This window comes from Rhizobium sp. L9 (assembly GCF_002531885.1).
In the GTDB taxonomy this organism is placed as follows: Bacteria; Pseudomonadota; Alphaproteobacteria; order Rhizobiales; family Rhizobiaceae; genus Rhizobium.
Genome location: NZ_NWSZ01000035.1, coordinates 52,893 through 65,335, shown reverse-complemented (window position 1 = coordinate 65,335; position 12,443 = coordinate 52,893). Strand labels below are relative to the sequence as shown.

The following is a 12,443-nucleotide window of genomic DNA, read 5'->3' as shown; positions in this document are numbered from 1 at the left end:
CTGCGCAAGATCGCCGAGGACGATTTCGGTGCCCTCGGCGACACTTCGACGCTTGCCGATCCCGCCGTCGTCGACGACCTCCTTGCCAATCGACAAAATTGGGCAGTTCGCCGCCCGTAAGAAAATAGTAATGCCGTCAGCTTGTTAGGGTATTGTATTCCCGCCGCAGTGGCTCGGTTCCAAGCGATATACCGCACGATGGATGTCACCGGGTCAATGGTTCGAGTCCACTCAAGAGCAACATGTGTCGCGACGTCGAAGCCACTTCCAAATCATCGCGGGTGACACGCTCTTCGCCAAGATGGACGCAGAACGGAGATGTCCGGCAGCTCTTGCTCAAACAGGTCGAGCGCACCGCATTCGAGGGCACAGCGCCGACTATTTGCACTCCTCCACCGATCAGAGCCTGACGAAGTTCTAGCCCGGGAAGTCCTAGCATTTGGGGCCCTGGCCTGGGGACGAGATTCTTATGATGGCTGCCCTAGCGGCGTCCGTTATGATGGCGCAAACATCTTCGATGGACCTCGCTCCGGAGAGCTGCGCCTGTTGAATGTTCCCCTGTTATTCGTGCGACCAGGTCCGCGATCATTCTTCTGCGCCGTTCGCTACGCTGGAGCAGCGCCTCCGCGAACTCATGATCGATCACCATAGCGTCTCGGAGTCGGGCCACCGCCGGATCGCCACTCCAGAAGTAACAAAAAATCTCGATCAGAAGGTCGAGTCGCGACCGCGCTGCGTTCGGTCGGACTCGATCTGCAGGCCGCTCCGGACGACTTCCCGCGCTCGCCGAATCCGCGACGCTTTGATCAAGGTGGTCGTCGGGCGCTGATCATGAGTGCCGATCAGCGCGCTGCAGAATGCTGCGGCACCTACATGAAAATAGAGGCATGAGATGGGGTGGCTTCACATACAAAGCACCGATGTCATGTTTTGTTCGTACTCTAAAGTGCTGACAATAAAAGAATATTACCGCATTTGTATTTTCATATTCAACGTTAGTTGACATCGATATCAATTAGCATTAGGCAATTGGCTTGGAAAGAGGAGTGAGTCAGTTGGGAGAGTTCGTTCGCCTTGACGGCGTTACCAAGCGCTTCGGACCGTCGTACACGGCGGTGAGCGCCGTGGACCTTTCGGTCGAAAAGGGAGAATTCGTTGCTCTGCTCGGACCTTCGGGATGCGGAAAGACGACGCTGCTGCGCATGATCGCCGGGCTCGAGCCGATCACCGACGGAACCCTCGTCATCGACGGCAAGGCCATGCAGGACACCCATCCGCGCGATCGCGACATCGCGATGGTCTTCCAGAACTACGCGCTTTATCCTCACATGAGCGTCCGCGCCAACCTCGAGTATCCCCTCAAGCTCCGCGGTGTCTCCAAAGCGGACCGCGCCACCCGGGCGGGGGGGTCGCGGCACTGCTCGAACTCGACGCGTTGCTCGATCGCAAGCCTGGTGCTCTATCCGGGGGGCAGAGGCAGCGTGTTGCCATGGGCCGCGCACTCATGCGTGACCCCAAGATTTTCCTCATGGACGAGCCGCTCTCAAACCTCGACGCGCGGCTGCGGATGCACATGCGCGTGGAAATCGCCCGCCTTCAGCGGCGGCTCGGGATCACGACGCTTTATGTGACACACGACCAGATCGAAGCCATGACCATGGCGGACCGCGTCGTGATCATGAGCGCGGGCCGCGTGCAGCAGGTTGGTCGACCGCAGGACGTCTATGATCGCCCCGCCAACTTGTTCGTCGCGACCTTCATCGGCGCGCCTCCGATGAACATCTTCGAAGTTTCCGACCTGCCGGGCGCGGATGTCGGATTCGGTCCGGGTGTCGCCAAGGTCGGCGTGCGCCCCGAGGACATCCTGCTAGGCCCGGCCGATGACGCTCATGCGATCCGGCTAAAATGCGATGTCGTGCTGGTGGAGACGCTCGGCGCGGACTCCGTCCTGCACCTCGCAACCTCGGCGGAACGGGTTCCTGCGGGCAGGCCCGTTGTCGCGCGGATAGGCGGAAACGCCCGCTCGCTCCAAGGCAGCTCGATTGACGTCTCGCTGCCGCTCGCCCGCCTTCACCTCTTCGATGCATCGGGGTCCCGCGTCGAGACCCCGTCACCGTAGTGCGGTGGACACAGACGCTTGTTGGCACTCACCGGGAGGAAGACCGTGCACATCACCAGACTAGCTACCATCGCCGCCGTCCTTGCAACTTCATGCGCCTCGCTGGCCATGGGGCAGGACAAGACGACCATCAATTTCTGGACCTGGGCACCGCCCGCTCCGGTCGTCGACAAGGCGGTCGCCGCGTTCGAAAAGGCCAATCCTAACATCGACGTCAAGGTCACCTTCCTCGAGTCCACTGCTTACCAGGACCGCCTGCCGCTTGCGCTGTCGTCTGGCGACCCGGTCGACGTCGCCGCGGTGCAGACGAGCAGCATGGTCAAGCTCGTCAAGGAATACCTCGAGCCGCTGCCCGAACTCTATGGCCAGTATGGCACTTCGCCGATCGAAAAGCAGCTCGTCGCGAAGTCGATCATGCAGGCGAAGTTGCTTTCCGGCGACGACAAGCTCTACATCGCTCCGATGGGAACGCTCGGCTCGGTCGCCGCTTACTACAACCTCGACCTTATGAGAGAACTCGGCCTTTCGGTGCCTAAGGACCGCGCGGAACTCGCGGCCTTCGTCAAGACGATCAAGGAAAAGCGGCCCGACCTCGTTCCGGTCGCTTTCACGGGAGCCAATTGGTTCCTCGACGAGATTTCAGACACCATCATCGAACAGGGCGCGCCCGGCTGGTTCAACTCGCTGCGCTACGACAAGGGCGGCAAGTTCGACGGCCCCGAGTTCAAGGCAGGTTTCGACGCGACCGTCGGCCTCTACAAGGACGGCATCTTCGGCAAGGACACGCTCGACCTCGACTACGGCCGCGCGGTTGAGCTTTTCCAGCAGGGCAAGGCGGTCATGTTCCTCCAGGGTACGTGGGAGATGGGCGCTGTCTCGGCACCCTTCCGCAAGGCCAACGGCCTGAAGCTTGAAAACGTCACCGTGTCACCGCTTCCGGCCATCCTCGACGGCGGCAAGCCTGCGATCCGCAGTTTCATCGAGGTCGGCCTCTCCGTGCCGAAAAACTCCGCCCACAAGGCGGAGGCGGTGAAGTTCGTCGAATTCATGACCTCGGGTGAAGGCGTCGGACAGTGGGCCGACACGCTCTTCGTCGTGCCCTCGAAGGAAGGCTACAAGCTGCCTGACGGCATCTTCTCCAACGAGCAGGCGGCGAAGGACTACGGCGTGGTCTCCGGTCTCCTTCTGAACGCATCAAGCGACCGAAACAACGTGTCGGACTTCTCGAACGTAGTAGGCGACGCGATCATCAAGTCGATCACGAGCGGAACCGACACCGACACCCAAGCCAAGTTCCTCCAGGGCGAGTGGGAGAGCGGTCGCTACTCCAACGCCCTCTGATGGGCACGACGCCCCGCGCGCTCGCCGCGCGGGGCGCTCAGGCAAGCAAGGAGACGTCATGTCTGGCCAGAAGTCGATCATCCACAGACTGCAATCACGCGAAGCCGCGCTCTTCTTCGGCCCGCTCGCGTTGATGTTCGCCGTCTATTACTTCTTCACCACGGGCTTCCTGGTCTATGCGAGCCTGCAGCGTATTTCGATGGCGCTGGTGAACGGGAAATGGGTCGGACTGCAGAACTTCGTGCTCCTACTCGGCGACCCGCGCTTCCTCACCGCGTTCGTCAACAACATCATCTTCGCCTGCGTGAGCGTGGCTGCGGCACTGACGATCGGCTTTTTCATCGCGGTGACATTGTCGGCGACCTGGCGCGGTAAGACGCTGCTCTACACGGTCTTCCTGCTTCCCGCGCTCATGCCGCTCGCGCTCGTCGCTTCGGTCTTCAGGACGATGCTCGAGACGCGTTTCGGCGCGGTCAACGTCTTCCTCGGCGACGTCGGCCTCGGCTGGATGGCGCAAAGCTGGCTGATCGATCCGACGCTGGCGTACGGGGTCGTGATCATCCTCTTCGTCTACGTCATCGGACTGCCGATCCTCTACTACACTGCAAACATCAGCACGATGAATACCTCGCTGATCGAGTCCGCGGTGATCGACGGAGCGTCGACCTGGCGTCTCTACGTCGAAATCCTCTTCCCGCTGATGAAGGGCACGCATAGGACGATCGTCGTCTCTACGCTGCTCACCAGCTTCCGGGCATTCGAAATCGTCTTCTTCTCGACCGGAGGCGGACCCGCGGGGGCGACCGAGATAACCGGCACCTATGTCTACAATTTCTCCACAACCGGCACAAACGTCGGCTACGGCTCCGCCGCCGCGGTGGTCACGCTGATCGTCACGCTGATCCTCTCAGCTCTCCACATGCGCTTCTCACACAAGGACGATCGGCCATGAACCCGTCCCGCGATCTCCTGTACCGCAGGCCGCACGAACGCATCCTCATGACAGCACTCCTGGTTTTCCTTGCGGCGGTCTGGTCTCTGCCTTTGATCGCGGCGGTGACCCGCGGCTTCGCGTTCAATGGCGCGCAGAACTTCATCGACGTTCTGACAGAGAGCATTGGCGGCGTCTCGCTGTTGCGCACCTATCTGAACTCGTTCGTGATCGCGGTCTTCCACGCAGTGGTGGTCGTGGCGATCTCCGCGCTCGCGGGCTACGGTTTCACCTATTTCGAGTTCAAGGGCAGGGAAGTGCTCTACCACATCGTCCTGGTGTTCATGGCGGTGCCCCTCACGTCAATCCTGATCCCGCTGTTCTTCATCACCCGCGAGGCGGGGTTGCGCGACACCATGATCGGCGTCGCCCTTCCCGAGGCTGCCATGACGCTACCGTTCGGCGTCCTGCTCGTGCGCAACTACGCGGAGAGCCTACCGAGGACGCTCATCGAGGTGGCCTTGATTGACGGGGCATCGCATCGCCGGGTTTTCCTCGACATCTTCGTGCCACTCAGCCGTCCGGCGCTCATCAATCTCGGCGCGCTTTCCATCATGTGGTCGCTGCAGGACTTCCTCCTCCCTTCGTTGTTCCTGACAGACGTCACCCAGACGACGGCGGCTCAGGCGGTCCTCCGGTTTAAGGAAGTGCTTGGAGCGACCCCGACTGGAATCGGCCGCTATAACGCAAGTCTCGTCCTGCTCGCGGTCCCGGCGCTCATCGTGGTCCTGTTCGGCCTGCGCTTCATCACTCAGGGCCTCACCGCGGGCGGCGTAAAGGAATAACCGGATGAATAGCGAAACGAAGCCCCGCATCGACGGGGCGACCGCCAACGGCTGCCATGTGCTGCGCTATGATCAGCCTGGCCGGAACTTCAACGAGTCGCTTCCCGTCGGCAACGGCAGGCTCGGAGGGATGATTAGTGGAGCGACGTCACGTGACGTCATTTGCCTGAACGACGATCGCTTCTGGGCGGGCAGGGACGCGCCTAAAGCTTCGGAGGCAGGACCGCTGGTTCTGGCCGAGGTGCGCAGGAGGCTGTTTGCCGGAGATGTCGGCGGGGCCGAGGCGTTGGTGGAGCAAAAGCTTCTCACGGAGTTCAACCAGCCATATCTGCCTGGCGCGGACCTCAGGATCGACTGGGGCCATAGCGAGGTCTCGGATTATGCCCGTCGTCTCGACCTCTACACTGCCACGGCAGAGACCGAGTATATGGCGAAGTCCGTCGGTCGCGTCCGACGGACTTGTTTCTCGTCACATCCTGACCAGGTCTTGGTGCTGCACGCCGAATTCACGGAAGCGGAACATGCGCGGACCGCCTTCGCGCTTACCGCCAAAACCCGGCACTCTCGGGAAAACCGTGCGCGCGACATGATGGTCTTCGCCGACGCGCCCTCCATGGTGGACTGGCCCGGTGTCGATGCCAGGAACCGCTACGGCGAAAACATTTTCTACGAGGACGAACCGCCCCTCCGCTGCTGTACGATGGTCCGCGTGGTATCGGACGGCTTGCGCCAGCCCGACGGAGGCGGCCTCGTCGCCCTCGGCAGCTTCACGCTGCTCGTGGCGACCTCGGTGGGCCGCGATACCGAAGCGCTGGAGAATGACTGCCGGGCCAGGCTGCATGCTGCTGAGGGCAGGGGCTACGCCGACCTCCTGCGGCGGCATGTCGACTCGCACCGCAAACTTTACGACCGGGCGTCGCTGACGCTCGCGTCCGCCCCCGACGTGTTTGGACTGACCACCGATGCGCGGCTCCGTCGCCAGGCGGAGGCAGCCCGCGACCCCGGTCTCGAGGCCTTGCTCTTCAACTACGGCCGCTACCTCATGATCTCCGCGAGCCGCCCGGGGAGCCGGGCGATCAACCTGCAGGGAATTTGGAACGACCGCGTCCAGCCGCCTTGGTGGTCGAGCTACACGCTCAACGTAAACCTCGAAATGAACTATTGGCCCGCCGAGCCATGCAATCTCGCTGAATGCCATGGGCCGCTCTTCGATTTCGTCGAAAGGTTGAGCGTCGCCGGAACGACGACTGCGGCGGCCCTGTACGGCATGCGCGGCTGGGTCGCGCACCACCAGGTCGACGGACGCTACCAGACCACGCCTGTGGGCGTGCTTCATGGGCGCGCGCACGACCATCCGATCCGCTACAGCCTCTGGAACCTCGGTGGCGCGTGGCTCTGCCAGCACTTCTGGCAACATTATCTCTTCGGCGGCGACCACGTCTTCCTGCGAGAGACGGCGTGGCCGATCATCCGCAGCGCGGCTGAGTTCTACCTGGATTGGGTCGTGGAGCTGCCGGACGGCACATTGACGACCGTGCCGTCGACGTCGCCGGAGAACAGCTACCTTCTCCCCGACGGCACCCGCCATGCATTGAGCATCGGCGCGTCGATGGACATAGCCCTTCTTCGCGAGTTCTTCTCGACCGTCGCGGACGCGGCCGAAGCCCTCGGGCTTTCGGATGCCGTGGCGCGTTCGGCCAAGGCGGCCGCGCCGCGTCTGCCGGACATCGGGATCGCGGCGGATGGACAGTTGATGGAATGGAGCGAGGATTTGCCCCAGGCCGAGCATCCGCACCGCCATGTCTCGCATCTCTATGGCTTGTTTCCCGGCAACCAGATTTCGCCCAGAACGACACCCGATCTCGCGGCGGCGGCCGCCAGGGTGCTCGTCGAACGCGGCGACCCCGGGACAGGTTGGTCCTTCGCCTGGAAAGCTGCACTCTGGGCGAGGTTGGGAGAGGCTGAAATGGCTTACCGCAACATCGGCCACCTTCTCAATCCGGTTGACTGGACGGTTGAGTTTGAAGCCCATGTCGGTGGCGGAATCTACCCCAACCTCCTCACGGCCTGCCCGCCATTCAACATCGACGCCAACTTCGGTTACACGGGGGCCGTCGCCGAAATGCTGGTCCAAAGTCAGACGGAAGAGGTGGCACTGCTACCAGCGCTCCCCGCAGCCTGGTCGTGCGGGGAGGCGCGAGGTCTGCGGTGTCGAGGACGGCTTGAAATCGACATGCTGTGGGTTGCCAGCGCCCTTCAGGAGCTGCGGGTGCGAAGTGAAACCAGACAGGAGCGGGCTTTCCGCCACGGCGACCAGTCGTTCGTGTTGCAGTTCGAGGCCGGAGATGAGATGAGTTTGAAGCGGGGCGCGGACGGTCGCCTCTCTCGTGTGCCAGGGGGCTCGAACTAGAGTTGGATCTGCGAACATCTTCCGCGCGCAAGGCCGCCTCGCAAAAGAAGCCCACGATCCATGATGTCGCGCGGGCAGCAGAGGTCGCGGTCGGGACGGTGTCTCGCTACCTCAATGGAAGGCCCATCCGTTCCGGGAGCCAGGAGCGGATCGAGGCGGCGATCGAGCGGCTTGGCTTCGTCAAGAATGTCGCGGCCGCCACCATACGCAAGGAGGCAAGCCGCCTCGTCGGGTTCCTCGTGTCATCCTACGACGAGCTCCAGATAGATATCCTCGCGGCACTGACAACCAGGATGCAGTCCCGCGGGCGCATTGTGATACCGCTGACCCACGACGGCAGTCCAGAGATCATGGTGGACGCCTTGAGATTCTTCGCGGAGCACCGCATCGAGGCTCTTATCGCGTCCGGTGACTTCGCAGCGATGCAGGACTCGCCGCTGCTCCGCGGACTCGATACTCATATCATCCTGTTCAACAACGATCTCCCAGGCCTGAACTGTGACCGCGTTCTCTTCGGCGACGCCAACGGCATGGAAAAGGCCGTCGGGCACTTGATCGGTCTCGGTCACAAGCGGATCGGGTTGATAGCAGGGCGACCGGGGCACAGTTCGGCCCGCGGGCGGCTCGACGGCTACACGCGCGCCCTGGCAAGCGGTCCCGGCGTGGACGAAGCTCTCATCGTCGGAAACGAATGGTCCCGGGAAACCGGGTATTTCGCAGGGATGGAACTGCTCGACATGAACGATCCGCCCACGGCGATAGTGTGCGCCTCGTATCTTAGCGCGCTCGGCTTGCTCGACCTTGTGCAGGAGCGCGGCATCTCCGTGCCGCGAGACCTGTCGATCGTCAGCTTTGGTGACTGCGACACATTCCGTCTCATAGGACCTGGCATCGACTCGCTCAGCATGCCCGTCGACCAGATCGTCAGCCGCATAGATCATCTCTACGCGAAACAGAGCCATGGACGGGACCATGCTCAGACCGTGGTGGAGGTCGAATTCGTGCTGCGCGGTTCGACAGCGCCGCCTGCTCGTTGAGACTCTGCCTCAATCTGGGTCGACAGATGATCGCGTCTGCGCAGGAACTGTAGCCTGGTTCCATAAATCAACGATATGCCGCACGACGGAATAGCGTGATCGATGGTTCAATCCCATCAAGAGCTTAGGCGAGCTAAATGCCGCGAATTAGGAACGCGCGAATTGTGGAACGACAATGCCTTTACGGACCTTGTAAAGATATTGTCGTTACGCTATATCGGTGCAACAGGAGTTTGCCATGCCGACCTCACACACGAGCAAAAGCTCGGACGCAAGCGTACCGCTGAATATGCGCATAAAGCCTGCGACCCGCAATCTGATTGATCGAGCCGCTGAGTTGCTTGGGAAGACGCGAACGGATTTCATGTTGGAAGCTTCCGAGCGCCGAGCCGAGGAAGTGCTGCACGACCGCACTATTTTCACGGTAAGCCCCGAAATCTATGCTGAATACCTTGCCCGGCTCGATGCACCCACGCAGCCCAATGAGCGTTTAGCACGCACCATGTCGACCAAAGCACCGTGGGATGAGGCGTGACCCTCAGCGCACCGGCCCCCCTGACCGATCATCATGAGTTGGCCGAGTTCAATTCCGGAGTCGTTGAACTGGACGACTGGCTGCGACGTCGCGCCCGTTCTAATCAAACAAGCGGCGCATCACGGACCTTCGTCGTGTGTGAGGAGAGCCGCGTCATCGCCTATTACGCGCTCGCTTCCGGCGCCATCAAGCAGCCGGAAGCGCCTGGCCGCTTTAGGCGTAATATGCCAGATCCAATTCCCGTCGCTGTGCTTGGTCGCCTCGCCATTGATCAATCCTACCAAGGGCGCGGTATCGGCAGGGCATTGGTGCGCGACGCGGGCCTGCGCCTGCTCAATGCCGCTGAAGTAGTTGGCATCCGAGGTATGCTCGTTCATGCGATTTCAGATGACGCACGAGCCTTCTACGAGGCCGTCGGCTTCCTGTCTTCTCCGTCCGACCCCATGATGCTGATGGTCGGATTGCATGACCTCAATAATGCGCTGAACCGTTAGGCGGAAATGATCATTAATTTCGGTCGAATGCATTCCATCTCGCTTCTAAGTCGCTGAATTTTCGGCCGAAGGATCCGACCTCAATTGAGGCCGCGGGTTCTAGTCCTTTCAACTGCCCCAGACGACGACTTGCCATTGATCGTGAAATTGCCGCTACCCGGATGCCTTCGCCGCCGCGCTTATGGACTCCCTGTCAATCGGCGTCGTAACGGGACCCCTTATCGGCTCCCAAAAGGGACCCCTGCCTCTGGTTGCATCGGGTCAGCGCGCGTAGGCCCGGAGCTCTCCATTTAGCGCAGGGGCCTGCGGGCGCGGGTTGTTTGTCTTTTCGGCTTTAGCTTTGAGAGCGGTTTTTAAAGCGCCAGGATTCGTTCCCGGTTTCCACGATCTCGCAATGGTGGGTTAGCCTGTCGAGCAGAGCGGCGGTCATCTTGGCGTCGCCGAATACGGCCGGCCACTCGCCGAAGGCCAGGTTTGTCGTGACGATGATCGATGTCCGCTCGTAGAGCCTGCTGATGAGATGGAAGAGGAGCTGGCCGCCGGCCTGGGCGAATGGGAGATAGCCCAGTTCGTCCATGATGACGAAGTCGAGTCTGGTGATGAAGTCGGCCAGCCGCCCCTGCTTTCCGCTACGTGCCTCCGTCTCGAGCCGATTGACGAGGTCGACGACGTTGAAGAAGCGGCCGCGTGCGCCGTTGCGGATTAGGGCGCGTGCGAGCGCGATGGACAGGTGGGACTTCCCCGTGCCGGTTCCGCCGACCAGAACGATATTGTGCTGCTCGGCGAGGAAGGCTCCTGTCGCAAGCTGGCGCACGAGCCCTTCGTTGACCGGCGTGTCGGTGAAGTCGAAGTCGTCGATGTCCTTGGCCAGCGGCAGCTTGGCGACGGTGATCTGGTATTTGATGGAGCGCGCCTGCTTCTCGGCGATCTCCGACTGAAGCAGGTCGCCGACGATGCGTGGCGGTTCGTGCTGCCGCTTGATGCCGGAGGCCATGATCTCGTCATAGGCGCTGCGCATGCCGAACAGCTTCAGCGTGCCCATCATGTCAAGGATTTGGGATCGTTCCATATCAGCTTGCCCTCCTGAGGCTGTCGTAACGGGCGCAATCGGCCAGAGGCTCGTGGGTCAGGCGAAGCGCGTCGGGAATGGAAAGGATGGCGGCCGGCTGCGGATCACGCTTGCGGGCCAGGATGTTGATGATGACGGCAGCCGAGAATACGCCCTGATCGAGCGCCTCCTGGCAGGCCGCTTCGACGGCGGGGAGGCCGTCCAGGCCCACACATTCGAGGATCGACACCATCTGCCGGTCGCCGTCATGCATGGCCTTCAGCCGGCGGCGCACCTTCTCCATGGCGGCGGGCAAAACCCAGTCGTGGAATGGCGCACCGTTGCGCAGCGCTCCCGGTTTGCGTGTCAGGACCGGCACGTAATGCCAGGGATTATAGATCGTCTCGCCACGGCCGAAGCAGCGATCGTGTTGGCCGATCTCCACGCCATCCTGCCGGATGACGATGCGATCGGCATAGGCATGTATCTCGGCCGGGCGGCCGACTGCCGTGGACAGCACCGAGTATTTGTTGTTGTCGAAACGCACGAGGCAGGTCTTGCCGATCGAGGCCTGCACTGCGTGGAAGCCGTCGAACTTGCCGGGATAGCCGACCAGGTGCGGCCGCTCGGCATCGAACACCTCCCAGATCGTGCGCTCCGTCTGATCGACATGCTTATGGGCGCGGGCATAGCTGATGCACTTGTCCAGCAACCAGCCATTCAGCTCATCGTAGGATTTGAAGCGCAGCCGCGGCGTGAAGAAGCGTTCCCGCACCAGATTGACCTGGTTCTCGACCTGGCCCTTCTCCCACCCCGACGCCGGCGTGCAGGCCACCGGCTCGATCAGGTAATGGCTGCACATCTGTAGGAAGCGGCGATTGTATTGCCGTTCCTTGCCGACGAAGACCGTCTCCACCGCGGTCTTCATGTTATCGTAGATGCCGCGCGTGCAGGCCCCGCCGAAGAACGCGAATGCTCGGTCATGGGCATCGAAGACCATCTCCTGCGTCTCGCGCGGATAGGCTCTCACATACATCATCCGGCTGTGGCAGAGCCGGACATGCGCCACCTTTACCGTCGTCGTCACGCCGTTCAGCACGATGATCTCGTGGCTCCAGTCAAACTGGTAAGCCTCGCCCGGCGTATAATAGAGCGGCACGTAGGCTTCCGCCGTTACGGAGCCGCGTTCCTTCGCCCAGGTTCGGGCGTAACGCCGGACTGTGTCGTAACCGCCCTCGTAGCCGAGGTCGCGCAAGTCCTCGAATATCCGGATCAGTGTCAGCCGCTCGCGGGAAGCCTTCGCCTCATTGGCGAGCAGCATTCCATCGAGATGGTCGCGCCAGAGGCCGAGCTTCGGTTGAGGTTGACGGGTCCGCTCGTATTTGAACTCCGTCTCATCGGTGCGCAAAACCTTCCGCACCACTTTCCGCGATATGCCCAACTCCCGGCAGATCGCCTTAATCGACTTGCCCTGAACATGGGCCAGCCGCCGTATCTTCAGAATTGTTTCCACAATAAGCATCCAAACAAAAAGCCTCCGATGAAACCGGAGGCTGTTGTAACCCCATCGCAGATGGGGGGCCCGTTTGGACGCCGATCACCCCATGTGCGGGGTCCTTATTCCATGCCTAATCACAAGATGCCCTTGCGTCACGAGATCGAATTTCGCCAGTATCTCCTTTT

8 protein-coding genes and 2 pseudogenes are annotated in these 12,443 nt (G+C 61.6%); 8 read left to right on the top strand and 2 right to left on the bottom strand.

Annotation, left to right across the window (positions count from 1 at the left end):
- Positions 1 to 1,055: 1,055 nt before the first annotated feature.
- The 8 genes and pseudogenes from ugpC to CO660_RS28565 all read left to right on the top strand — a co-directional run bounded on the left by ugpC (position 1,056) and on the right by CO660_RS28565 (position 9,712).
- A pseudogene (gene ugpC, locus CO660_RS28600) lies at positions 1,056 to 2,119 on the top strand (sn-glycerol-3-phosphate ABC transporter ATP-binding protein UgpC).
- A 45-nt stretch (positions 2,120 to 2,164) separates the two neighbouring features.
- Positions 2,165 to 3,460: an extracellular solute-binding protein gene (locus CO660_RS28595; RefSeq protein ID WP_097601439.1), complete on the top strand. Its 1,296-nt coding sequence runs from the start codon at positions 2,165 to 2,167 to the stop codon at positions 3,458 to 3,460.
- A 58-nt stretch (positions 3,461 to 3,518) separates the two neighbouring features.
- Positions 3,519 to 4,412 (top strand): sugar ABC transporter permease, encoded by an 894-nt coding sequence (locus CO660_RS28590; RefSeq protein WP_097601438.1) that lies wholly within the window; start codon positions 3,519 to 3,521, stop codon positions 4,410 to 4,412.
- The gene (locus CO660_RS28585) at positions 4,409 to 5,236 is read left to right on the top strand and encodes a carbohydrate ABC transporter permease (RefSeq protein ID WP_097601437.1); all 828 of its coding nucleotides are present in this window, start codon (positions 4,409 to 4,411) and stop codon (positions 5,234 to 5,236) included. Before CO660_RS28590 ends, CO660_RS28585 begins: the two co-directional genes overlap by 4 nt.
- Before the next feature lie 4 nt (positions 5,237 to 5,240).
- Positions 5,241 to 7,646: a glycoside hydrolase family 95 protein gene (locus tag CO660_RS28580; protein WP_097601436.1), complete on the top strand. Its 2,406-nt coding sequence runs from the start codon at positions 5,241 to 5,243 to the stop codon at positions 7,644 to 7,646.
- Between the two features lie 2 nt (positions 7,647 to 7,648).
- Complete coding sequence (locus tag CO660_RS28575; protein WP_097601435.1) at positions 7,649 to 8,683, top strand: LacI family DNA-binding transcriptional regulator; 1,035 nt, start codon at positions 7,649 to 7,651, stop codon at positions 8,681 to 8,683.
- 238 nt (positions 8,684 to 8,921) lie between these two features.
- On the top strand, positions 8,922 to 9,218 hold the full coding sequence (locus CO660_RS28570) for a DUF1778 domain-containing protein (RefSeq protein ID WP_097601434.1): 297 nt from the start codon (positions 8,922 to 8,924) through the stop codon (positions 9,216 to 9,218).
- Positions 9,215 to 9,712, top strand: a complete 498-nt coding sequence (locus CO660_RS28565; protein ID WP_097601433.1) for a GNAT family N-acetyltransferase — start codon at positions 9,215 to 9,217, stop codon at positions 9,710 to 9,712. Before CO660_RS28570 ends, CO660_RS28565 begins: the two co-directional genes overlap by 4 nt.
- 334 nt (positions 9,713 to 10,046) lie before the next feature.
- On the opposite strand, the gene istB is transcribed toward CO660_RS28565, so the two are convergent.
- Together istB and istA are read right to left on the bottom strand one after the other, a co-directional pair.
- Positions 10,047 to 10,781 carry an IS21-like element helper ATPase IstB gene (gene istB, locus CO660_RS28560; protein WP_003501246.1) on the bottom strand — a complete coding sequence of 245 codons (735 nt, stop codon included), beginning with the start codon at positions 10,779 to 10,781 and terminating at the stop codon, positions 10,047 to 10,049.
- A pseudogene (gene istA / locus CO660_RS28555) lies at positions 10,759 to 12,282 on the bottom strand (IS21 family transposase). Before istA ends, istB begins: the two are co-directional and overlap by 23 nt.
- Positions 12,283 to 12,443: the final 161 nt, after the last annotated feature.